This is a genomic window from Adlercreutzia sp. CNCM I-6216, from assembly GCF_977113345.1.
Window position 1 is genome coordinate 85,080 of the sequence record NZ_CDSBIE010000007.1, and the last position, 23,404, is coordinate 108,483.

At 64.1% G+C, this 23,404-nt stretch carries 16 protein-coding genes; 3 read left to right on the forward strand and 13 right to left on the reverse strand.

Annotated features, from left to right (window positions below):
- Positions 1 to 828: 828 nt before the first annotated feature.
- Positions 829 to 1,425, reverse strand: coding sequence for a hypothetical protein (locus ACYVRU_RS08095; protein WP_114548524.1), 597 nt, complete (start codon positions 1,423 to 1,425; stop codon positions 829 to 831).
- A 379-nt stretch (positions 1,426 to 1,804) separates the two neighbouring features.
- Between ACYVRU_RS08095 and ACYVRU_RS08100 the strand changes: the two genes are divergently transcribed.
- Together ACYVRU_RS08100 and ACYVRU_RS08105 are read left to right on the forward strand one after the other, a co-directional pair.
- Positions 1,805 to 4,399, forward strand: a complete 2,595-nt coding sequence (locus tag ACYVRU_RS08100) for a YhgE/Pip domain-containing protein (protein ID WP_461185999.1) — start codon at positions 1,805 to 1,807, stop codon at positions 4,397 to 4,399.
- Complete coding sequence (locus ACYVRU_RS08105; RefSeq protein ID WP_461186000.1) at positions 4,396 to 6,570, forward strand: YhgE/Pip domain-containing protein; 2,175 nt, start codon at positions 4,396 to 4,398, stop codon at positions 6,568 to 6,570. Before ACYVRU_RS08100 ends, ACYVRU_RS08105 begins: the two co-directional genes overlap by 4 nt.
- A gap of 452 nt (positions 6,571 to 7,022) precedes the next feature.
- Here the strand turns inward: ACYVRU_RS08105 and hydF are convergent, their stop codons facing one another.
- The 9 genes from hydF to ACYVRU_RS08150 form a co-directional block, all read right to left on the reverse strand.
- Positions 7,023 to 8,327 carry a [FeFe] hydrogenase H-cluster maturation GTPase HydF gene (gene hydF, locus ACYVRU_RS08110; RefSeq protein ID WP_452040933.1) on the reverse strand — a complete coding sequence of 435 codons (1,305 nt, stop codon included), beginning with the start codon at positions 8,325 to 8,327 and terminating at the stop codon, positions 7,023 to 7,025.
- Positions 8,328 to 8,338: 11 nt separating this feature from the next.
- The gene (gene hydG / locus ACYVRU_RS08115; RefSeq protein ID WP_461186001.1) at positions 8,339 to 9,784 is read right to left on the reverse strand and encodes a [FeFe] hydrogenase H-cluster radical SAM maturase HydG; all 1,446 of its coding nucleotides are present in this window, start codon (positions 9,782 to 9,784) and stop codon (positions 8,339 to 8,341) included.
- A complete protein-coding gene (gene hydE / locus ACYVRU_RS08120; protein WP_461186002.1) occupies positions 9,781 to 11,013 on the reverse strand; it encodes a [FeFe] hydrogenase H-cluster radical SAM maturase HydE in 1,233 nt (410 codons plus the stop codon). Before hydE ends, hydG begins: the two co-directional genes overlap by 4 nt.
- A gap of 101 nt (positions 11,014 to 11,114) precedes the next feature.
- Positions 11,115 to 12,908 (reverse strand): [FeFe] hydrogenase, group A, encoded by a 1,794-nt coding sequence (locus tag ACYVRU_RS08125; protein WP_461186003.1) that lies wholly within the window; start codon positions 12,906 to 12,908, stop codon positions 11,115 to 11,117.
- Positions 12,902 to 14,740 carry an NAD(P)-binding protein gene (locus tag ACYVRU_RS08130; RefSeq protein ID WP_461186004.1) on the reverse strand — a complete coding sequence of 613 codons (1,839 nt, stop codon included), beginning with the start codon at positions 14,738 to 14,740 and terminating at the stop codon, positions 12,902 to 12,904. Before ACYVRU_RS08130 ends, ACYVRU_RS08125 begins: the two co-directional genes overlap by 7 nt.
- A 128-nt stretch (positions 14,741 to 14,868) precedes the next feature.
- On the reverse strand, positions 14,869 to 16,179 hold the full coding sequence (locus ACYVRU_RS08135; protein ID WP_461186005.1) for an aminotransferase class I/II-fold pyridoxal phosphate-dependent enzyme: 1,311 nt from the start codon (positions 16,177 to 16,179) through the stop codon (positions 14,869 to 14,871).
- A 199-nt stretch (positions 16,180 to 16,378) separates the two neighbouring features.
- Complete coding sequence (locus ACYVRU_RS08140) at positions 16,379 to 16,870, reverse strand: helix-turn-helix domain-containing protein (protein WP_461186006.1); 492 nt, start codon at positions 16,868 to 16,870, stop codon at positions 16,379 to 16,381.
- Between the two features lie 114 nt (positions 16,871 to 16,984).
- The gene (locus ACYVRU_RS08145; RefSeq protein ID WP_114538890.1) at positions 16,985 to 18,265 is read right to left on the reverse strand and encodes an ATP-binding protein; all 1,281 of its coding nucleotides are present in this window, start codon (positions 18,263 to 18,265) and stop codon (positions 16,985 to 16,987) included.
- Between the two features lie 388 nt (positions 18,266 to 18,653).
- Positions 18,654 to 20,027: an ATP-binding protein gene (locus tag ACYVRU_RS08150; protein ID WP_157011835.1), complete on the reverse strand. Its 1,374-nt coding sequence runs from the start codon at positions 20,025 to 20,027 to the stop codon at positions 18,654 to 18,656.
- Positions 20,028 to 20,311: 284 nt separating this feature from the next.
- Here ACYVRU_RS08150 and ACYVRU_RS08155 point away from each other — a divergent pair, with 284 nt between their 5' ends.
- Entirely contained in the window at positions 20,312 to 21,001 is a 690-nt protein-coding gene (locus tag ACYVRU_RS08155) for an ATP-binding protein (protein WP_461186007.1), read from the forward strand.
- A gap of 18 nt (positions 21,002 to 21,019) precedes the next feature.
- Here the strand turns inward: ACYVRU_RS08155 and ACYVRU_RS08160 are convergent, their stop codons facing one another.
- The 3 genes from ACYVRU_RS08160 to ACYVRU_RS08170 form a co-directional block, all read right to left on the reverse strand.
- Positions 21,020 to 22,192 carry an iron-containing alcohol dehydrogenase gene (locus ACYVRU_RS08160; protein ID WP_418381332.1) on the reverse strand — a complete coding sequence of 391 codons (1,173 nt, stop codon included), beginning with the start codon at positions 22,190 to 22,192 and terminating at the stop codon, positions 21,020 to 21,022.
- A gap of 211 nt (positions 22,193 to 22,403) precedes the next feature.
- On the reverse strand, positions 22,404 to 22,904 hold the full coding sequence (locus tag ACYVRU_RS08165; protein WP_173111151.1) for a type II toxin-antitoxin system VapC family toxin: 501 nt from the start codon (positions 22,902 to 22,904) through the stop codon (positions 22,404 to 22,406).
- The gene (locus tag ACYVRU_RS08170) at positions 22,901 to 23,272 is read right to left on the reverse strand and encodes a hypothetical protein (RefSeq protein ID WP_461186008.1); all 372 of its coding nucleotides are present in this window, start codon (positions 23,270 to 23,272) and stop codon (positions 22,901 to 22,903) included. Before ACYVRU_RS08170 ends, ACYVRU_RS08165 begins: the two co-directional genes overlap by 4 nt.
- Positions 23,273 to 23,404 lie beyond the last annotated feature (132 nt).

Consider the following 23,404-nt stretch of genomic DNA (forward strand, 5'->3'; position numbering starts at 1 on the left):
AGATAAAAGGTTCGGAAAGGAGGGAGACAGGCAATCTGAAACTTTCTTATTGAATGTGAAGAAAATTCTCAGAGGGCGAACGGGCTTCTGACGCAGGTAAACGGGCTCTGACAAGGGGTTATATGCTACTCACCGCCGAAATGATGCCGTTCTTCGTGGAAAATGAAGCACATTATGGTGACCAAAACAAGTCTTGACCTATAATTCGTTTCAGCGATTTGGAAGTTCCCCTGCTTCCATCGCTCTGCTTCAATCCCCTTGAAAGCAGAATGCGGCACTCGATGCCGCTACCCCCTCCTCCGAGGCGGCGAGGCACCCCTCCTTGCCGCCTCACTTCTTTTTTGGCGCTGCCCTTGAAACAAGCGCCGTGCTCGCGACGATGAGCAACCTGCCAACCCTGTTGGCACAAGCCGGTGGAACTGGATCGGAGTTCCGCCGGCTTTTTTGTAGGCATCAGTTTTCTGCGTCTGCTGAATTCTGGAAATAGTTGCGAGTTTCGAGCAGCCGAACCGGGCAAATCTCACAGTGACCGCCCAAATCCGGAAGTAGATGAGAGTTTCGAGCATCATTTCGCACCGCACGCGCTGATTTTGTCCAAATCGCGCCCGAAACTCGCATCTATTTCCGAAGCTTCCCTCGTTATGCCCGAAACTCGCATCTATTTCCGAAATTCTCCTTCGCTATGCTCGAAACTCACATCTATTTCTATCGAGAGGCAAAATCCGGCAAACATATCCTAAGCCGCAAACAAAATACGCCAGCTCTGCCACAAAGACATGAGCTGGCGCTCGGTTCAAACCTATCGACTCAGGCAGAGCCGCGGTCAAACTATTCCGTAGCATCCTCCGCATCAACCACGGCCACAGCCTCTTCAGCAGCCTCGGCGAGGTCGGCGGCCTCGGCAACTTCGGCAGCCTCTTCGGCGTCATCTTCGTCGCGGTAGCGCTCGTCGATCTCGTCGTCGGTGTAGGCGACCGGCTCTTTCAGGGCCGCCATGAAGTTCGGGGCCTCGCCGATGTAGGCGGCCTCGGATTCGAAGGTATAAGCGCCCTCGTCATCGACCTCATACAGGTAGGCGATGGCGTAACCCTCATCGGCACCCGGCACGCCGCCCTCAGCAATGAGCGCATCCTTCACGCCATCGTCGGTTTCAATGTAGCCGTCGTAGCAGAAGGCGTAGCAGTCGGCCCCGCGGGCGCCGCGCACGTTCTTCTCGGCCGCCTCGAAGCACTCCTCGGCGGAATCGCCCGGGTGCGACTCGATGAACAGATTGTCCTTCACGACGAGCGTGGTGAAGGGGATGACGTCCTCCCCGCCCTCGATCTTCTCTTTGGCCTCGTCCAGGGCGAAGACGAGCACGCGCTCCAGCTCGTCGGGAATCTCCGGCACCTCGGTACTCGCGTTCTCAATGTTGCGATCGGCCACGGAGGGCCTCCTTTCCTTCAGGTTCACAGGCGGCGCAACCTCCTGCGCGTCGGCCTGCATCACGGGGCGCCTTCTTCGGCGCTTCGTTGCTTGCCCGTAGTGTAAAGCAACGACCTCGCAACTCAAGCCACAACACGGCGACAAACGGGCAGCGCGGGCAACCGCTTCGGTGAGGCTTCGCCCCTTGCCGCAGAGCAAGAACGAAGTTCGGCGGGGACAAACGGCGACCGGAGCGCGTCACTTTATCGTCAGGCGCAGCACCCGTTTCAGCATAGCGACAATCCCCCGCTGTCCGTGGCGCAGAGAACTTGATGTGGGAAACTTTTCTCATTACAAGCAAGGTCAGCAAACGGGCAGAGAAAGGCGCAAGCAGGCGCATATGCTGAAGCGAATGCGGACATACCTTGGAGTGATCTTCGCCATTTTCGCACGGGACGTGAAACGCGTGCTGCGCAACCCGGTCGCGCTCGTCATTGCTCTGGGCATGATCGTCATGCCGTCGGCTTACGCCTGGTACGTGGTCGTCGCCAACTGGGATCCCTACAGCAACACTACCGGCATGTTGGTAGCCGTGGCCAACGAGGACGCCAGCGCCGACAGCCCTGAGACGGGGCATTTGGACGTGGGCGCGCAGGTGGTGGCCCAGTTGCACGACAACCACGAGATGGGCTGGGAATTCACCGACGCCGAAGCGGCCATAAACGGCGTCTATGAGGGACGCTACTGGGCGGCGCTCGTCATCCCGAAGGATTTCAGCGCCGATTTCGCCAGCGTGTTCACCGGCGACTTCACCCAGCCGACCATCGACTACTACGTGAACGAGAAGCCCTCCTCCATCGCGCCCAAGGTAACCGACGCGGCGGCCAACGCCGTTGAGGCGGCCGTCAACGAAAACTTCGTGAAGACGGTGTCGGAGAAGGTGGTGGAAACGACCCAGAAGGTGGGAGCCGAGGCGCAAACGAAAGCCGACGCCGCCGAGGGCAGCCTCACCGCCGGCGTTCGCAGCGCCAAAGAAACTGTCAGCGAAACCCGCACAACCTTGGAAGGGCTCGTCGGCACCGTGGGCGATACGCGGACGTCCATCGCTCGCGCCGACGACACGCTGGCGGGGCTTCAAGACGACGTGCCGCATCTGCTGGAGGCCATCGGGCAGTCGAAGGAGCTGCTGGCGAAGGCGCGGAGCACCGTGAACGAGTACGGGACGGCGCTTTCCAAGAACGCCACCGACGGAGCGCTGCAGTTGTCGAGCGCCGCCGCGCAGGTCCAGCGCGCGCTGGGCACCGTGAGCGGCGATGTCGCGGCGGCCAAAGCGGCCACCAATACGGCCCTTGCCACGGCCGAGGGGCTGCTGGCCGACAACAAGGTACTCATCAGCGACCTCACTGCCCAGGCCGGAGCGGCCGGCGCCGACCCGGCCATCGCCCAAGCTCTCTCCGAAGCCCGGGCCGCCAACAAGCGGCTGACTACCACGACGGACGCCCTGCGCACGGCCTCAGACGACCTGGCTTCCACGGCCGACTCCCTGGAAACCGAGGCGAGCGCGCTGGATACGGCGGCGCACTCAGCCTCTGAAACTATTCGCGCCACCGCGGCCACCTTCCAGGACAGCGTGCTGCCGGACATCACGACCAGCTTGGATTCCCTGGTGGAAGCCTGCGGTACCCTGGAGGGGGCTCTGCGCGGACTCACTCCCTCGCTCGCCGAGGCGCGGGCCATTTTGGGGCAGCTCGGCGACACGCTGACCTCTTCCGAGGCCTCGCTTTCCACCACTTCCGATTCCCTGGGCACCATGGAGACGAACCTGGAGCAGTCGCTGACCGACCTGACCGCGCTGCAGAACTCCACCACCGTAAAGGATCTGGCCGAATACCTACAGGCCGACCCGGAGAAGATCGGCGCCTTCATGGCCGCACCCGTGGCCCTGGACACGCAACTGGTGTATCCCGTGAAGAACTACGGCAGCGGTGTTGCCCCCTTCTTCACGAACCTGGCCCTGTGGGTGGCCGGCTTCATCCTCATGGCCATGGTGAAGCTGCGCGTCGATCCGGAGGGGCTGCCGAAGTTCACCGCCGTGCAGGCCTACTTCGGACGCTGGCTGTTCTACGTGGTGTGCGGGCTGGCCATGGGGCTCGTCTGCTGCGTGGGCGATTTGGCCCTCGGGATTCAGTGCGAAAGTCCGGCGGCCTTCATCGGCGCGGGGCTGCTCACGGTGTTCGTGGACGTGAACCTCATGTTCGCGCTGGCCTACGCATTTAGGCACATCGGGAAGGCCATCGCGGTCATTCTGCTCATCGTGCAGATTCCCGGCTCCTCGGGCATGTTCCCCATCGAGATGATGCCGGACTTTTTCCAGGTCATTCACCCGCTTCTGCCCTTCACCTATTCCATCGACGCCATGCGCGAGGCCATCGGCGGCTTTTACGCGATGGATTACCTGCACGACATGTTGCTGCTGGGACTTTTGTTCGTGCCCCTGGGGTTCGCCATCGGGCTGGGCATCGGGCGCTGCGATTTCAATTTGAACCTCATGTTCGACGAGAAGCTGGGAGCAACCGACCTGCTTCTGGCCGAGCCGGTCACGGCCAGCGCCAAAGCCGCGGGGCAGACGCCCGCCCGATACCGCACGCGCACGCTCGTCCGCGCGCTGCTGAACATCGACGCCTTCCGCCAGGCTCTCATCGCCCGAGCCGAGCGTTTCCACCGCGCCTACCCGGTGCTGCGGCGCATCGGCTGGGTGGCGCTTGTCGCGCAGCCGCTTGTCACCTTCGCCATTATGGTGCTGGTGCATGCCGATGTGGACACGCGGGTCATGATGCTCATGGCCATGGTGGTGGGGGTCATCGTGGTGGACACGTATCTCATCGTGATTTCATACCTGGACACCAACCTCGCGCACCAGCTTGCCCTGGCGAACCTGAGCACCGAGGAACTGCAGAAGCGCGCCAGCGGGCAAATCGGTGGTGATTCGGCGTGAGGGTGATTTGGGACATTTTCATCGGTGACGTGCGGAACCTGTTCCGGAACGTCATTGCCGCCATTGCGGTGATGGGGCTCGCGCTCGTGCCGCCCATGTACGCCTGGTTCACGACGCTCGGCTTCTGGGATCCCTACAGCAACACCGGCAACATCAAAGTGGCCGTGGCCTCGGAAGACGCCGGCTACACCTCCGACCTTATCCCGACGCCCATTAACGCCGGCGAGCAGATCATCGGCAAGCTGCGGGCCAACGACCAGTTCGCCTGGCAGTTCGTCAGCGCCGATGAGGCCGTGCACGGCGTGCGCTCGGGAGAGTATTACGCGGCGCTCGTCATCCCGAAGGAGTTCTCGCGCGACCTCATGACCGTGTTTACCGACGACATCACCGAACCGAGGATCATCTACTACGACAACGAGAAGGAGAACGCCATCGCCCAGCGTGTGACGGCGACAGGCGCGAGCACCCTGCAGGAGACCATCGACGAGACGTTCACGGAAACCGTGGCATCGGTGGCCCTGGGCACCACGAGCAGCCTCACTTCGTTCATGAGCGGGGACGGCATCCTCACCTACGCGCAAACCCTGGGGTCGCGCCTTGGCGAGGCCGTGGGCGAAGTAGGAGCGGCGGCCGATCAGGCTCAGGCCTACGCCGATCTCATGGGATCCACGACCTCGCTCGTGAACGCGACGGCGAGCATTCTGAAGGAGGCGGGGAAGGCGCCCGACGCTACCGCTCCTTTGGTGAGCGAGGCACAAGAGGGCCTGACGAGCGGCCGGGACGGGCTTTCCGCCGCGAGCACCGCAGCCGAGAAGGCACTCACCGCTGCCGATGCCAGCTACGACGCCGTGGCCCGCGCCGCCGATGAAGCCTTCGCCACCATGAAAGACGACCCAGCCGCGGCCCAGGGCGTGCTGGCCGCCTGTCGCTCGGACGTGCAGGGACTCGCCCAAGCCTACCAGACCATGCGCGACACCCTGGCCGGAGCCGACCCGGACAGCCCGGCCGTCGCCGCCCTTGACCGCATCATCGCCCAGCTGGGCACGCTGGAGGCGAATCTCGCCACCGCCGAGAGCGCCATCGCAAGCGACGCGGCGTCCATCGACGAGACGCACGCCAAGGTGACCGACAGCATCAACCAAGCGCGCGCGGGTCTGCACGACTCGCTGATCACCTACAACGACCAGCTGAAGGGCGAGCTGGCGTCGCTGGCCGACAGCTTGCAGAAGGTGGGTGCCGACACCGAAACCCTAGCCGGATCGCTGAAGGACACCGCGGACAGCCTCGGCGCAAGCACCGATTCTCTGGCCGCGAACCTCGCCACCGCCGAGGCGTCGCTGCGCAAGACCGCCGAAACGCTGCGCACGGCAGAAAGCCAGCTCGCCCAGGCCCGCGACGACCTGCGGCACGCCCTGGACACCGGCGACATCGACGAGGTGCGCCGCATCATCGGCGACAACCCGGCCGCCATCGCCCAGTTCCTCGCCGCGCCGACGCACCTTGAGCGCCACGCGGTGTACCCCATGGCCGACAACGGCAGCGCCATGAGCCCCTTCTACACCTCCCTCGCGCTGTGGATCGGCGCCATCTTCATGGTGGCTCTCATGAGCGTGTCCGTCTCCCCCGCGCGCCAGGCCGCCCTGACACGAAAGTTCGGGCGCGCGCCGCGGGCGGCCGAGCTGTGCCTCGGTCGCTACGGGGTGTTCTGCCTGCTGGGACTCGCCCAAGCGCTCATCGTGGGGCTCGGCAACGTGTTCTTCCTCGGCGTGGAATGCGAGCACTTCTGGCTGTATCTGGCGGCGTGCTGTTTGGCATCGGTGGTGTTCACGAACCTGGTATACACGCTGACGGTGTCTTTCGGCAACATCGGGAAGGCGCTCGCCATCATCGGTCTCGTGCTGCAGCTGGCCGGCGCCGGCGGCCTCATGCCGGTTCAAATGCTGTCGGCCCCGCTGTTCCAGGAGATTTACCCGTGGCTGCCCTTCGCCCATTCCATGCCGGCGCTGGAAGGGGCCATGGCCGGCATCTACGGCGACCAGTACCTCGTGCAGATGGGCCTGCTCGCGGCCATCCTGGTGCCGAGCCTCATTCTCGGCCTCGTCCTGCGGCGCCCCGTCATCCGGCTGAACCGGTGGGTGCTCGCCAAGCTGGACGGGACGAAGTTCCTCTAGCGCCTCGCCGCGTACAGGCACCTGTCGATGGTCTTAAGCTCGCCAAGCTAGATGAGACGAGCCTCGCCGCGCTTTCGTCAAATGGCCAAAAAATACGCGCTGACTGCTTTTCGGAGGGCTCTTTTTCTCCTTTCGCTTTCCTCCGCGCTCGCACGTTCGCTACAACGGGATTCTGACCTGGTAAAACTTGACACGCGGGAAGCGACGCCTTCAAAATCGCGGGCCAATACTGCAGCTGTCGCGGGTTTTTTGGCCAAAAAGCGTCAGGCACGCCCCTTTATATACAGTTCACGCATGGTTTTTGGCCAACAGCGGCTTAATCATGAGACGCTTGTGCAGTTTGCAGACGCTTGTGCAGTTTGCGCGCCGTTTTTGGCCAGTAACGACCTAGCGAGGGGCACCCGTGCAGTCTGCACACGGTTTTTGACCGCTTTTCCTCTCGCGTAGCAGCTTCATTCCAGCGGGGCGAGGGCGCGGGGGAGGATGTTGTGGGCGCGGGCGATGGTCATGCCGTAGTTGGTGAAGGGGGCCTGCTGGGCGCGGGCGCGCTGGAGGCGCGAGGCCATGTCGCGGGCGTTCAAGGTGCAGCCGCCGCAGTGGACGATGGCGGCATAGGGGGAAAGATCGTCGGGGAAGTCGCGGCCGGAGGTGAAGGCGAACTGGGGCTCGGCACCGCTGATAGCGCGAATGAGCCGGGGCAGCTTCACCGTGCCGATGTCCTCGCAGGTACGGTGGTGGGTGCAGCCCTCGGCGATGAGCACCGTGTCGTCGTCGGTAAGGTTTTCCAAAGCGCGCACCGCTTCCAGCTGGGCGGCCAGGTCACCCTTGTAGCGAGCCATGAGGATGGAAAACGATGTGAGCGGCACATCCGCCGGCAAAAGGGCGTCCACCTCGCCGAAGGCCTGGGAGTCGGTCACCACCAGGCGCGGCGGTCGGGCGAGGGCGGCCAGCAGGTCGGGCAGGCCTTCCACGCCGGTGGCGCAGGGGAAGGCGCCGGCGTCCAGCGCGTCGCGCATGACCTGTTGCTGGGGCAGAATGATGCGACCCTTGGGCGCGGCAGAATCCAGCGGGATGACGAGCACCACCACGTCACCGGGCGTAAGCAGGTCGCCCACGAGCCGCCGCTCCTCCACTGCACCAGTGGCCAGGGTGGCAAGCGCGCGCTTCAGGTCGCTCAGCCCCTCCCCCGTCAGCGCCGACACGCGCACGCGGGCGGCCCGTGCGGAAGCGCCATCGTTTTCGGCGGAGGCCGTGGCGTTGTGGTCAGCGCCTTCCGAGAGGGGCTCGCTATCCGAAGCGTCCGTCCCCGGGCGCGGCGAAGGCAGCGACGACTCCGCAGCGCCGGCTCGCCCGCTTTCCGCAAGCAAATCGGCCTTATTCTCCGCAATCACATAGGGAATGCGGCGCGTTTGGAAGGCGGCGAGGAGTTTCTCGTCGAAAGGGGTGAGGCTGCGTGTGGCATCCACCACGAGCACAGCCACGTCGGCCTCGTTCAGGGCGGCCTCGGCCCGCTGGACGCGCAGGTCGCCTACGTCGCCGGCGTCGTCGATACCTGGAGTGTCAACAATGAGCACGGGACCGGCCGGCGCCAGTTCCATGGCTTTGCGCACCGGGTCGGTGGTGGTGCCGGCCACATCGGACACTACGGAGACGGTCTGGTTCGTCAGCGCGTTCACCAGGCTGGACTTGCCGGCGTTGCGCACGCCGAAAAAGACGATGTGGGCGCGCTCGCCGGAAGGGGTATCGTTCAGAGACATGCGGACTCCTCCTAGAACCGGAAGTCGCGCTCGCCGGTGCGGACGCGGGCGAGGTAGTCGGCGGCCAGGGCGCGGCGGCGGTCGTCGGGAACGCGGGCGAGCTCGGTGTCGATCATCTTCCACCCCTTCTCCGCCACGGCGGGGCTGGCGTAGTCGCACAGGTACTCTCCCAGCGTGAGCAGGGCGTTCGGCTGGCAGAAGTCCTGGATCTGGCCGCTCTTGCAGAACTCCATGAAGCGGTCGCCGGTGCGGCCGGCGCGGTAGCAGGCAGTGCAGAAACTGGGAAGATGGCCCTCGTCCATGAGCCAGCCGACGACCTCGTCCAAGGTGCGCGTATCGGACACGTCGAACTGCTCGGTGTCGTGGGGGCGCGTCTCTTCCCCGTAGCCGCCCACGCTCGTGCGGCTGCCGCCGGAGATCTGCGAGACGCCCAGCTGAAGCGCCGCCGCGCGCACCGCCTGCGACTCGCGGGTGGAGATGATCATACCCGTATAGGGCACGGCGATGCGGATGAGTGCGATGATCTTCTCGAACATCTCGTCGGGAATGCCGTTGTCGAAAGCGTCGGGGTCGATGTCGCTCGCCGGCTTCACCCGCGGCACCGAGATGGTGTGCGGGCCCACGCCGAACACCGCTTCCAAATGCTCCGCGTGCATGAGCAGGCCGGCGAACTCGTAGGCGTAGCCCTCCAAGCCGAACAGCACGCCGAGCCCCACGTCGTCGATGCCGGCGGCCATGGCGCGGTCGTGGGCCTCGGTGTGCCAGGCGTAGTCGGCCTTGGGGCCCGAGGGGTGCAGCTCCTCGTAGCGGGCGCGGTGGTAGGTCTCCTGGAACAGGATGTAGGTGCCGATCTCCGCGGCCTTCAGCTGGCGGTAGGCGTCTTCCGTGGTGGCAGCGATGTTCACGTTCACGCGGCGGATGGCGCCGTTTTTGTGCTTGGTGCCGTAGATGGTCTCAAGGCTCTCCAGAATGTAGTCAAGCGGGTTGTGGATCGGATCTTCCCCCGCCTCGATGGCCAGGCGCTTGTGGCCCATGTCCTGCAGGGCGACGACCTCGGCGCGGATCTCCTCCTGCGTGAGCTTGCGACGCGGGATGTCGCGGTTCTTCGCGTGGTAGGGGCAGTACAGGCACCCGTTCACGCAGTAGTTAGAAAGGTACAGCGGAGCAAACAGCACGATACGGTTGCCGTAGTAGGCCTGCTTGATGTCGCGGGCCAGCTGGCGGATCTCGGCGTTCACCTCCGAATCCTCGCAGGCCAGCAGCACCGAGGCCTCGCGATGGGTGAGCGTCGTGCCGTGGTCGTGGGCCGGCGTCAGGTTCGCCCGGGCCTTCTCCAGAATAGAACGAGCCAGGGCCGCATCGTTCTTGTGCGCCTCGGCGTAAGCCAGGGTGTCGAAGATTTCCTCGTGGTTGATGAACTCGTCGGCCCGGGGCGAGCGCACGTTGTAGCTGCTCATGAGGGGTTCACTTTCGTTGAAGGGACAGGGGGGAAGGTCGAAGGAAAGGAAGCGGCGGAAGACGAACCAGGCGCGGTAGCGGCGGCGGCAGAAACCGGGCGCGACGCTGCTGCCAGTACCACAGCGCCCCGAGCGGGCGAGACAACCGATGCCGCAGCAGGGCCTACAACCGAAGCCCAGGCTGCAGCGGGATCGCCGCGGTCTTCCACAAGGCGGCGCCCCAAGGGCTCAAGCCGCGCCGCCAGGTCGGCCCATTTGCGGGCCGCATCGGCCGACGAGCGCGGCTTGCCGTCGTAGAGCGCGTAGTCACCCTGGTGCTCGGGAGGCGACAAGTTCGGCATCACGACGTTGGCGCCAGCGAGGATGCCCTTCTCACGGCTGCGGGGATCCAGCGCTTCCAGGGCCGTGGTAGCCGGCAGCAGCACCGTCGGATGCGCCAGACGCACGAGGGACAGCAGGTAGCAGGTAAGCTCCACCGTGCCGGGTGCCTCGGCGGCAAAGGGGGTGTCGCGATGGGGCACAAACGGCCCGATGCCGCACATTTCGGGGCGAAACTCCTGGATGAACGCGAGGTCGGCCGCCAGGTGCTCCGTCGTCTGGAAGGGGGAGCCCACCATGAAGCCGGCGCCCACGGCGAACCCGGCCTCTCGCAAGTCGGACAGGCGCGCCATGCGGCGCCCGAGCGTCATGCCCGCAGGATGCAGACGCTCGTAATGGGAGGCCGTGGCCGTCTCGTGGCGCAGCAGGTAGCGGTCGGCGCCGGCGGCGCGCAGACACTCGTAACTTTCCCGCGAGCGCTCCCCCACCGACAGCGTGACGGCGCAGCCCGGATGGGCCGCCTTCAGGTTGCCCACCACGCCGGCCAGCCACTCGTCGGTCGCCGCCGGATCTTCCCCGCCCTGCAACACGAAGGTGCGGAAGCCTGCTTGCCACCCTTCCTCGGCGCAGGCCAGAATCTGCTCACCGGTAAGGCGATAGCGCTCGCAGGCGCGGTTGCTGCGCCGGATGCCGCAGTAGTAGCAGTCGTTGGCGCAGATGTTCGTGAACTCGATGAGCCCGCGTGCGAACACGCCGTCCCCGTAGACGGCCTCGCACACCTCCCGGGCGCGACCGGCCAACTCGTCGGCCAACGCCGGGGTGCGGGCATCAATGAGCGCGGCGTACTCGTCCGGGGAAAGGCCGTGCCCGCGCGCGAGCTTCGCAGCCAGTGCCGCTGGTCTGTCGGTCATGAGCCTCTCCTTTCCGTCGAATACGCGCGATCCTACAAAAACAGGGGGGCGGAACGGCTGCGCAGCGGTTCCGGCCCCCTGCTCCTTCTTCCGCAACGGCGCTAGATCTTCCAGCTTTCCTGATCGGTGTGCAGCCACTCGTGGGCCGTATGCGACAGCGGCTCGCCGATCCAGTCGGCGTACAGCTTCGCAATGTCGGGGTTCTCGTGGGAGTAGCGCAACTTGTCCGCAGCGTCGAGCCGATTCAGCACCCCGGCCCGCGTCTGGGCCAGTTCGCTGTTGAACCGGATGGGCTGGCCACCGCCGCCCACGCAGCCGCCGGGGCATGCCATAATTTCCACGAAATCGAAGGCGGCCTCGCCAGACTCCAACGCGTCCAAAAGCTTCGACGTGTTCTCCAAGCCGCTGGCCACGGCGATGCGCACGGTGGCGTCGCCGATGGCAAGCTCGCGGGACATCCAGGGCGTCTCAGGCGTGGCGGCCGTGGTGTCGCAGGCGCTGAAATCGGGGTTCTCGCCGGTGATGAGGTAGGCTGCCGAGCGCAGGGCCGCCTCCATGACGCCGCCGGTGCGCCCGAAGATGGTGGCCGCTCCGGTGGACAAACCGAGGGGGCTGTCGAAGGACGCCTCGGGAAGCGCCGCGCAATCGACGCCCACCAAACGCAGCAGGCGGCCGAACTCGCGCACGGTGAGCACGGCGTCCACATCCGGCGTCGCCTCGGCGGCCAGCTCCGGGGCGGCCGGGGCGTCGGGCGCCAGGTCCGCGTCGCTCGTGCCGTTCCCATGGGTCGCGCCGACCACTGTGGAAAGCTCCGGCACGTCGCACTCGTACTTCTTCGCCACGCAGGGCATGATGGACACGACGAACAGCCGGCGGCCGGCCTCGTCGGCCTCGGCCGCAAGCGTGTTCTTCACCACGGCGCCCATCATCTGGTGCGGCGACTTGGCGCTGGAAAGCTGGGCCGTGAACTGCGGATAGTGCTGTTTCACGAAGCGCACCCAGCCGGGGCAGCAGCTCGTGAACATGGGGCGGGGCGCGTCGGAGCCGAGAAATTCCACGAACTCGCTGCCCTCTTCCATAATGGTGAGGTCGGCGGCGAAATCGGTGTCGAAGACGCGGTCGAAGCCCACCGCATGCAGGGCCGCGGCCAAGCGTCCCGGCGTGGCCTCGTCGCGGGAAAGCCCCAGGCCCTCGCCCCAGGCCGTGCGCACGGCCGGCGCCACCTGCACCACGGTTTCCACCGCCGGATCCAGGATGGCCTCCATGATGAGGCTCACGTCGTCACGGGCCGTAAGCGCCCCGGTGGGGCAATGGGTGATGCACTGGCCGCACAGGGCGCACCCGGCCTCGGCGATGGGCAGGTTGTCGCGCACGATGATCTTCGTGGAAGGGCCGACCCCAGTGAAGTCCCACACGGCGCAGTGCTGCACCTTCTCGCAGATGGCCACGCAGCGCATGCACTTGATGCACTTGCTGCTGTCGCGCTGCAGCGGGAAGTCGGCGTCCCAGGGCGCCGGCTCGGGCAAGGGACCCGGGGCGTCGGTCAGGTTGAAGGTGCTCGCAAGGTCGCGCAGGGCGCAGGTGTCCTGGCGCACGCAGGTGGCGCAGAGCGCGCGGTGATCGTCCATGATGGCCTGCAGATTCGCCCGTCGGGCCACTGCTACCTGCGGCGTGTCGGTGCGCACCACCATGCCCTCGCGCACGGCGGTGTTGCAGGAGGCCGCAAGCCCCTCGCCTTCCACGTCCACCAAACACGCCCGGCACGAGCCGATGCAGTTCAGGTCCTTCAGGTAGCACAGCGTGGGAATGCGAACCCCCGCCGCGGTGGCCGCTTCCAACACGGTGGCGCCCTCGGGGGCTTCCACCGCCTGCCCATTCACGGTAATGGTTACCATGTTTCCAGCCCCCTTCCGGTTAGCGCGCCTATGCCGTACACGTCGCAGCGCAGGCAACGGCCGCACTCCTGAGCGACCTCCTCGGCGCTCACCGGTTCTTCCACGTACTTGAAATCGCACTTGCGCTCGCACGCCGGGCGCTCGGCCACCTGCACGCGCCCGTAGGCGGTGCGGTCGTTGGGGTGCGCCGGCGGCACGGTGGCGCCGCAATCCAGCTGATGGCGGAAGCCCAGCATCTCGTCGATGTTGGCCGCCGCCGTCTTGCCTGCGGCGATGGCCATGATGACGGTCTTGGGACCCCACTGGCAGTCGCCGCCCACGAAGATGGCGTCGAAGCCGGGCGCTTGCAGGCACGCGTCGGCGCACAGGTAGGTGCGGTCATGCTGCATGCCGAACTCCTCGAAGGGGGCACATTCGATAGCCTGGCCCACGGCGATGATGACGAGGTCGGCGGCCAGACACACCTCAGGCTTGTCGGCCGGCACTGGGGCCGGGCGGCCGCCGCGCACCGCGCCGATGCGCTGGGGTTGGCAGATAAGCGCCGCCGCGTTCCCCTCTGCGTTCGCCTCGATGCGGGCCGGCGCCTGCAGGCAGCGCATTTCCACGCCCTCCATCATGGCCGCCTCCACCTCGGAGGGCAGCGCGGTCATGTCCTCCAGGCGGCGTCGATAGGCCACGGTGACCGAGGCGGCACCGGCGCGCACGGCGGTGCGAGCGCAGTCCATGGCCACATTGCCGCCGCCAATGACCACCACATTCTTGCCCGTGAAGTCGGGATACTGCTCGTCGCCGATGGCCTCCAGCACGTCCACGGCGCTCATAACGCCGGCCGCATCGGCCCCTTCAATGGAAAGGGTCTTGCCGCCCTGGGCGCCCACGGCCACGTACACGGCGTCGAACTCGTCCACCAGCGTGCGCATCTCGTCCGTCTGAACGTCGCAGCCCGTACGCACCTCGATGTCGCCGGCACCCAGCACGGCGCGGATATCCTCGTCGAGCCGCTCGCGGGGCAGCCGATAAGCGGGAATGCCGTAGCGCATCATGCCGCCCAGGCGACTGCGACGTTCGAATACCGTCACCGCATGACCCATGAGCCCCAGGAAGTAGGCGCAGGTGAGCCCCGAGGGGCCGGCACCCACCACCGCGACGCGTTTGCCCGTGGCGGGCAGCGGCGCGGGGGTTTCCACGGTATCGGCGGCCACCGTGTCCACAATGTACTTCTTTATGCCGCGGATATTCACCGGCGCGTCCACCATCGTGCGGCGACAACGATCCTCGCAGGGGTGCTCGCACACAAGCGCGCAGGCCGTAGGGAAGGGATTGTCCTTGCGGATCATCTTCACCGCCTCGGCAAGGCGGCCTTCCTCGGCCAGCGCAATGTAGGCCGGCACGTTCACATGGGCCGGGCACCGCGTGACGCAGGGCACCGTCTGACGCGTGCCGGGAGCGCAGGTGCCCGCATCCACGTGGCTGGCGAACTCCTCGGCGAAGGCGTCGAGCCCCGCCAACACCATCGCCCCCGCCTGCCAGCCCACGGCGCAATCGGCGGTGTCGCGCAGCAGCGTGGCCGCATCTCGGATCTCATCCACCGTCGCCGCCGTGGCGCGGAAGGCGGCCACATCGCCCAGCAGCGCCTCAATTTTCGGCATGCCCTGGGCGCACGGCGTGCACTTGCCGCAGGTCTGCGCGGCGCTCGCTTGCAACTGTCCCAGCACCATCCCCACCGGACACTGGCCCGGCGGCATGGCTTCCACGCGTCGGGCGAAGGCCTCGACGAACTCCCCCGTCCGTGCATCGGCCCGCGCCGCCACCTCAACGGTCAAACGCCCCATAGCTCTCTCTTTCCTGTATTGACGCTAACCGACACACCATAACGCGTCTAGTATTTCCGATTGGTAACAAGCCCATGGGAAAAAGCACTACGGCGCAGAATTAACTCTAAACCACCTGAGAATACCTTCTAGAGCTCTGCCACGGTGCCGAGTCCGCGCCTCGCGGCGGCGTCCAGGGCGATCTTGGCACAGGCAATGTCAAGCAGCGCGGTGCCCGCCGAGTCGAAGACCGTGACGTCCTCGGCGCTCGTGCGGCCCGGCACCTTCCCCACCAGCACGTCTCCCAGCTCGCCGAGCACATGATCCAGGCCGAAGGCGCCCTCAGCCAGTCCGCGCTCGATCTCGCCGTTGCTCGCGCAGTTGGCCGTATCGTCGGAGTAGCCGTAGCCCACGCGAAAGCTCTTCGGCTCCTCGAAGCAGTCGCCCGGCGTGACGAAGGCACCGTTGAACTTCACCATATCGGTGCAGAAATCGTAGGAGGGGATGTCGTAGTCGTAGTAGACGAGCGCCGTCGTGCCGGCCTCGGGCGGAACGACGGACAGGTGCGGCTCCGATTCCACCCATTCCAAAAGCGTAGCCAAATTCTCGCGCACGATGCGGCGGCTGCGGTCGAGGATGGCGTCGGCATGGGCCGGCGCGTAGGCGCCCACGGCCTCGTCGAACAAGCCGCAGGAGATGAGGTTGTAGTCGCGATGGGACAGAAGGCCTCGGCGCAGCTGTTCGTCCTTGGTGACGCACCAGCCCAGACGGATGCCCGCCAGCGACCACACCTTGCTCATGGAACTGGTGGTGACGCCCTTGTCGCAAAGGTCGACGACCGACTCGGCGTACTCGTCGGCCTGGTTCAGGTGGCGGTACACCTCGTCGCAGTGCAGCCACGCGTCGTTCTTGCGCGCCACCTCCACGATGGCCCGCAGCGTCTCGCCGTCGAGCAGGGCGCCCGTGGGATTGTCGGGATTGTTGATGCAGATGACCTTCGTCTCCGGCGTGCACAGGGCGTCCAGGGCCTCCACGTCCACGTGGTAGCCGTTCTCCTTCTCCAGATGTAGCACGTCCACCGCAGCGCCGCACATCTCGGGGATGGAGTAGAGCTGCTGGTAGGTGGGCATGACCGATACTACGTGATCGCCCGGGTTCACCAGCGTCGAGAGCACGAGCGCGTTGGCGCCGGCGGCCCCGTGGGTGGGGATGATGTGCTCGGGCGCCACGGTGCGGTACAGCTTGGCGATGCCGGAAAGCAGGTCGGGGCGACCCTCGATGTCGCCGTAGGTGAGGCGGCGCGCCGCGAAGGCGTCCAGAAACGCCTGCTTGTCGCCGCCGGTCAGCTCGAAGAGCTGGTCGAGGGACAGCGAGTACACGCACGTCTCGGCGACGTTGTGGGTGCACTTCGTCTCCCAGAGGTTCATCCACTGCTCGACTTCGAAATCCTTGATCTCCATGGGGGTTCTCCTTCTCGCTGATCCACGGTCTCCGCTAGGAACGTGAGTCCAGCATAAAAGGCGAACCCGAGGCAGGATGTGGAGGCGGCCACAGGCTCTCAGGCGGCCCGTTGTGGGCGCTCACAACGGGGCTTGCGGCCGCCCACGGCGCAAACGAGCCGCGCCCTGTCGCACGCAGCGCTCTGCGAAAGCGAGGTGCCTAGAGGAAGATCATCGACAGGTAGGCGAACAGCTGCTTGTCCGTGGCGTCTTCCATCGCCAGCACCGCGCGAGCACGGTTGACGCGGTTGCGCACCGAATTGGGGTGCTGGCAGAGGCGCTCAGCCGCCGCGTTCGCGTCACCGCCGCAAGCCACGTAGACCCGCAGGCTCTCGACGAGATTGGAGCCTGCTTCAGCATCGGAGGCAGCGAGTCGATCAAGGCCCGCTGCGCAGGCGCGCTCGAGCAGCCAGCCGTTTTGTCGGGCAACACGGAAGGCATCTGGGCCCAGCATGTCCCACGAAACAGCAGAGTGGTCCATCCTTTTTGCCGCCTCGCCGCATCCGAGAGCCTCGACGATGGCCCCATCGGCCCAATCGGTGCCGAACACCTCGGAGAGCCCAGCCGCGCAATGCCCTCCAAAGCCGGCGATAAGCACCTCGATATCGCCTGCTTCCAGAGACTCGAAATCATCGGCGACAAGAAGGGCCAAAAGACGCTGCGCCGACGGCTCGCAGCAACGACGCGCTCTGACCGCCAGCTGAGAAATCCGAGACTCTTTCGGAGCCCCAACAGGGCGGAGAAAGGCTTTTGGACAACCTTCTCGCTACGGGGCCAGGCAGGTTATCGGGACGACGTAGACGCCGTCCGGTCGGCAATAGGCCGCTTGCTGGCCCGTGAGCACCATAAGGAACGAGGGAGCTCCCTCTTTGGAATCGTCAACACGCGAGGCGAGCTTCAACAAGTGGGCCGCGCCCTCTTCAACCTGCTTCTCGCCGAGCTTCACCTCGACGGCCCCCCAGCGACCATCGTCCAAGACGACGACGGCGTCGGCCTCGAGACCCGTCTTATCGCGATAGTGGTAGACGGTTCCCCGCAGCTTGGCCGCATACACGCGCAGATCACGCACGCACAGCGATTCGAAAAACAGCCCGAAGGTACTAAAGTCCAGCAAGAGCTTCCGCGGAGAAGCGCCCAACAGGGCCGCCCCGATGCTCGGATCGCAGAAGTGCCGCGTCGGGCTGGTGCGCACGGCGGTCTTGGAGCGCAACGCCGGATTCCACGCCGGCAAGTCCTCGGTAACGTAGGTGCGCCGGAGCGCGTCAAGGTAATCGGCGACCGTGTTCTCCGAAGGTGGCTCTCCTCCCATATCCGCTGCGATGGTCGCCTGGCTCGCCTCGGTGGATATGTTGCGCGCATAGGAGCGCAGAATGGCCCGCAGCCACGTCGAGTTGCGCTTCTTGTCGTCCATCTCGTCGATGTCCGAGTCGAGCAGCTCGGCAACGTAATCCTTAGCCTGGTCGAGGGCGATCTCCGGATCGCTTTCCAGCACGGCCTCCGGCCAACCGCCACGGCAGAGCGCAAAGGCGATGTCCTCGATGGAGCGATCAGATATGGCGCCCACCTCGGCGGCACCATCGAAGAGCCCCGCTAGTGAGACCGCACCCGTAGACTCGCGGGATTCGAAGAGCGACATGGGGCGCATATGCATACGGGATATCCGTCCCACGCCGGAATGCTTCGGTCTCTTCTTGGGCGTAGCCGAACCGGTGAGGATGAACCGGCCCTTGCCCTTCCCCTGGTCGACCGCGAAACGGACGGCATCCCACAGCTGCGGCGCCATCTGCCATTCGTCGATGAGGTGCGGCTCGGCGCCTTCCAAGAGCACCGACGGGCGCACTTCGGCCAAAGCGACCAGAGAGGGACCCTCGTCGGGATCTTGGAGGTACACAGCACTTTGCGCCTGCTGCTTGGCCGTCTCGGTCTTGCCGCACCATTTCGCGCCGACGATCTGAACGGCGCCGGAAGCCCGAAGCGCCCGCTGAAGTACAGCGTCGGCCACGCGCGGCCAATAGCCCTCCTGCCGCTCTTCGTCCTTCTCCACCATGGCGCGCCCCTTCCATCAATGATCGATCGGTGCGCCTACTATACCACGTCAGCGAGGTGATTGCGGAAGTTGGATCGTTTTCATTGCGGAAGTTGGATCATTTTTGTTGAGGAAGTTGGACTTTTGGGAGACATTTGTCGCACCGAGGACGTAACCCTTCTCCAGGTGGTAATTACCCACGTCGAGGATCTTGCCGAGCGCCTTGTGCCGTGCGAGGGAACAACAACGTCAACTCTGGCCGCAACGCCGCCAACGCTGCTGCGGTTTACCTAGCCGCATAGCGCGAGACAAGGATAGTCGCCAAAACCGCCGGCTACTCTCGTCTAGTCGCTCTTCCCCATACAGGCCGCCACGTATCTCCCTCCCCTGCGTGGCAGCCTGAGCGTTGTCATTGTCCTGCGATCTCCTTGTGGAAATAGGCACCGAACGCGTACAGTGGCACGTTCTTAATCACTCCATCACGTGAGAAAGGGGCCAACGAAGTGCGCAAGGCCAGTACTGGGAGATGCTTTTTGACGAAAGCGGCAAGGCTTTTCGCCCTCAGATTGGTTCCAGCCTTCACCTCAATGGGCACGGGCTGCGGCACTCGCTCGTTTCCATCTACGATGAAATCGATTTCGGTGCGCGTCGACTGGTTCATGAAATAGTGCAGCTTGTTGCCCGTATCCACTTTGTTGCCCGCCTGGCCGCTCGCAAGCAGTTCTTGGGCAACGAGCTGCTCTGCAAGCGCCCCCTTGAATGAACTGAACAACGCCTCGCTATCGAGAATAGTTCGGGCACTCAAGTTGCACATTGCGCCAAGTAGACCCACATCGAGCACATAGACCTTGAACACTCCCTCGTCTTCATGAGACGCAAGAGGCGACTCGGGCACGCTCACACAACTCGAGGGACACACAAGCGAGGTGTCGGTCAGCCATTGCAGAGCATCTTCGTACTCCCGGGCTCTCGCCGACTCCCGTATCTTGGAAAACATAAACTTACGGTTTTCTTTGGCCAAGTTTGTCGGCACCGCCCGCCAGACACGACGAATCCGTTCTGCTAGCGCATCGTCGGCATACTTTGAGAAATCGGCGTTGTAGGAGCGCAAGAGCTCGCTGTGCACACGGCGCGCCTCCGCTGGATCCGACGTTTCTGCGAAGGAAAGCACCGCCTCCGGCATTCCCCCTACGAATAGATATTGTTTCAGCAGCTCGATCAACCGGTCGTGGAACGGGGCCATGGCATCCCAGTCAAGAGCAGACACCAATTCAGCCAACAATTCCTCACCAACACCGTCTAAAAACTCCCGGAAACTGAGAGGGTAGAGATCGAGAAAGCTCACTTTCCCCACAGGGAATGAAGCCCGCGCCTGCGGCTTATTTTCCGTTCGCTTCCCCCGCCGCAACGCAAGTCCGAGCGCCGATCCGCCCGCAACAACGGGAATATGGGGAGTTTGCTCGTTGAAGTACTTGAGCGATTGAATGGCGCGAGGGGATTCTTGTATCTCATCAAGAATGAGCAGAGTATGCTTGTCGATGCGGACGCCTGCTTCAGCTTGGAGTATGGGAAGGAGCCTGTTCGGCGACAACGATCCTTCGAAAGCGGCGATGAGCTGGGGATTGTCATCGAAGGTGATGTACGCCGTTTCCCTGAAGTACGCTCGCCCAAACTCCTTCATAAGCCACGTTTTCCCCACCTGCCGGGCTCCGCTCACGATGAGCGGCTTTCGTCGAGGAGATTCTTTCCAGCGCTTCATATCTTCGATGGCCTGGCGCTTCATGGCATCCTTTCAGGGTGATTCACGTTTTTGCATAGGTTATTTTTGCAAATCACCACGTTTTTGCATAGGAGAATTTTAGGATTCACCACGTTTTTATATAGGTAACGGTATCCCGACAGCAGCAGCTGAAAAGTCAACCTCATTCCGAATCGAGAAACTTAGTGAAACTTAGAACTCCTTAGAAGAACTTAGTTAAACTTAGTGAAACTTAGAACTCCTTAGTAAAACTTAGAAGGAGGCATTGTGGGCATCGAGGAGAATCCTTTCACCCCCAAGGAGTCGGCGTGCTCTTCACCGTCGACGAAGTCGATCCGACGCTCGACGAAATGGTTCAGCTCGCCGCCTTCTACCAGCACTTTGTTCGGGAGGGGCGCAAGGTAGCGCTCCTCATGGCGGGACTGCCGCACAACATCTCATCTTTGCTCAACAACAAGACCGTGTTGTTTCTCCGGCGCTCGAACCGCAGGGCGCTTGACCGCATTCCCGACGGCGAGGTTTCCGCAGCGCTCGTGCGCACGGCCCAAGCAGGCAACCGCAACGTTGACGCAGCGGCGCTGACTGCAGCGACGGAGTCCATCGGCGGCTTTCCTTTCATGCTCCAGCTTGTCGGGTACTACGCCTGGGACGAAAATCCCCGGGCTAGCACACTCGATTCGGCCGACTTCGCGCGCGGTATCGCCATCGCACAGCAGGAAATGACCTACCATATTTTGGACGCCACCTTCGCCGAGCTCTCCCCCGGCGACCTTCGTTTCGCCGCAGCTATGCTGGAAGATGAAGGGGACAGCCGCATCGCCGATCTCGTCGAGCGGCTGGGGCGTTCCTCTTCCGTCGTGGCGCAGTACCGCAAGCGGCTTATCGACGCCGGCATCATTGGCAAACGCGCACGCGGCCTCGTGGGGTTCGACCTCCCTTACTTCCGCGACTACTTGCAGGAGAAGCTCGACAACGGAGAACTGCTACTCGAGAATTAGGCTTCCGAACCCCGCCCCCTACAGCGCCAGCTTGTAGATGGCCTCGGCGTCTTCCAGGGTCAGCTTCTTGAAGGTGCCGAAGGGGATGCCCTTGTTCTGGGCCAGCGTCGGCAGCATCTTCGGGATGTCGGTCTCTTCCACGTCCAGCTCGGCAAGAGTGGTGGGCATCCCCAGGCTCGCGAAGAAGGAGCGCGTCTCGTCGATGGCCGAAAGCGCGTCGGCTTCCACGTCGCCGGTGGGCGTGAGGCCGAACACCGCCTGGCCGTAGAAGGCGAAGCGCGCCGGGTTCTCGGTGTGCACGTACTCCATCCAGGCAGGGAACATGACGGCGAGACCGGCGCCATGGGTGATGGCCGGATTCAGCGCCGACAGCTCGTGCTCCAAACCGTGGGTGGCCCAGTCCTCGTGGCGGCCCACTCCGGCGAGCCCCTGATGGCAGAGCATGCCGGCCCACATGATGTTGGCGCGGGCATCGTAGTTGTCGGGGTCGGCCAGCACGCGCGGCGCCTCGGCGCGGATGGTGTTCATGAGCGACAGATTCAAGTTGTCGGTCACGGGCACGGCGCCCACATCGTCGAAAAAGCGCTCCAGCAGGTGGCAGAACATGTCGGTGAGACCGGCGGCCGTCTGGAAGGGCGGCAGCGTAAACGTGAGCTCCGGGTTCATGAAGGCGAACTTCGGGCGATGGGCATTGTTGGCGTAGCCGGTCTTGCGGCCCAGCTCGTCGTTGGAGATGACCGTGTTCTTCGAGGCCTCGCTGCCGGCGGCAGGGATGGTGAGCACCACGGCGATGGGCAGCACGTCGTGGTCGGTAGCCTTGGTTTCGAAGAGCTCCCACACATCGCCTTCCACGCAGGCGCCGTTGGCGATGGCCTTCGCGGAGTCGATGACCGAGCCGCCACCCACGGCGAGAACCCAATCGACGTTAGCCTCCTTGCAGAGGCGCACGCCCTCGCGCACCAGGGTGATCTCGGGGTTCGGGCGCACGCCGCCCAGCTCCAAATGCTCGATGCCCGCGGCGTCCAGCGAGGCGCCCACGCGGTCGATGAGCCCGGAGGCCACGGCGCTCCCGCCGCCGAAGTGCACGAGCACCCGCTTGGCCCCGGCCGCCGCCAGCTTCTCGCCCACCTGCTCTTCAGCTCCGCGTCCGAAGACGAAATGCGTGGGGGAAACGAATTCGAAGTTTTCCATGGGAGTCCTTTCTGCTTTTCGACCGGGCGACACCTTATCGCCATCGCCGCACCATCGCCGTCGGGCGCGTTCTCTAATCATGCTCTGTGTCGATGCTAGGGCATCGCCGACAAACAGGCAACTGTCAGGCCACGGAAAATGTCTCGCAATCTTCGCAAACAGGGCAGCTTGTCACAGGATCGCACCCGGGCCATCGCATTGGTCAGGGAGGCTAATCCCCGTGGGCGCGGGTTATGAGGTCGGCCATTTCGGTAGCGGTTTTGGTGGCTATGTTGGCCTGGGCAGCCAGGCGCTTGTCATGGGTCACCAGATAGTTTGCCTTGCTCAGCTCGCAGCAAGCAAGCACCGAAGCGTCTTCGTAATCCGAGGTGATATCGCGATAGTGGCGAGCTAGCCACGCCGTACGATCGTCCATGGGAACCGATATCGCAAGATCGGTCATGTGGTCGACGCACCCCCACGCGAAGTTGTTTATAGCACGGGCCGTGCACTCGTCGACAGTGCCACCGTTCTCACATACTTGCTGCTTCAAAAACTTCCCAATGGTGTAAAAAACTTCATTGACAGCATCCGCTGGCGTTCCCAAATTGGCGTTGTATTTCTCCGCAACGCGAATAAGGCGAGTAGCTTCTTCATGAAGGGGCCGCTCGTGAAGATAGAAGTCGAGCCAAATGTTTTTGTCTACAACAATAGCATTCTCCGCAACCGTCACCAGAGTCCCCTTTCAGCCAGTCTTTCGGTCTTCGCCTCGTAGAAAAGATTGTCCCAATATTCATCCGAGAACTCCTGAGGCGAGGCAGCTGGCGGAATACCCAGGACCTCGCGTTGCGCCTGAAGCGATGCCAGGAAGTCCGTGACCGCTTGGGCGCGTTTCTCGCCCTCGCTCATGGTGTCGGTCTCCTCCGTCTCGGGGCCGATAACCGCCTGCAAGGCTGCCTCGGACTCGTCGTCGTAGCGCGCCGCCACCTCGTAAAAGCGCCGCAGGGCCTCCGATGGCGTGCAGCCGAACCGAGCAAAGCGCTCATCCCCGCGCCGCTTCAGCTCGGCATCGATACGAAAGTTCATCTGCATGTTCGGCATAGCAACCCCTTTCAGAATTGCTAGCAGTATATCATAACTCTCGACCTTCTATCCATAGTAGGTCGAGAGTCCCCGACAAACCTTCCCTCCGCAGCTCCCGGTTTTTATTTGCTTCGCTGGGCCTGAGACGTG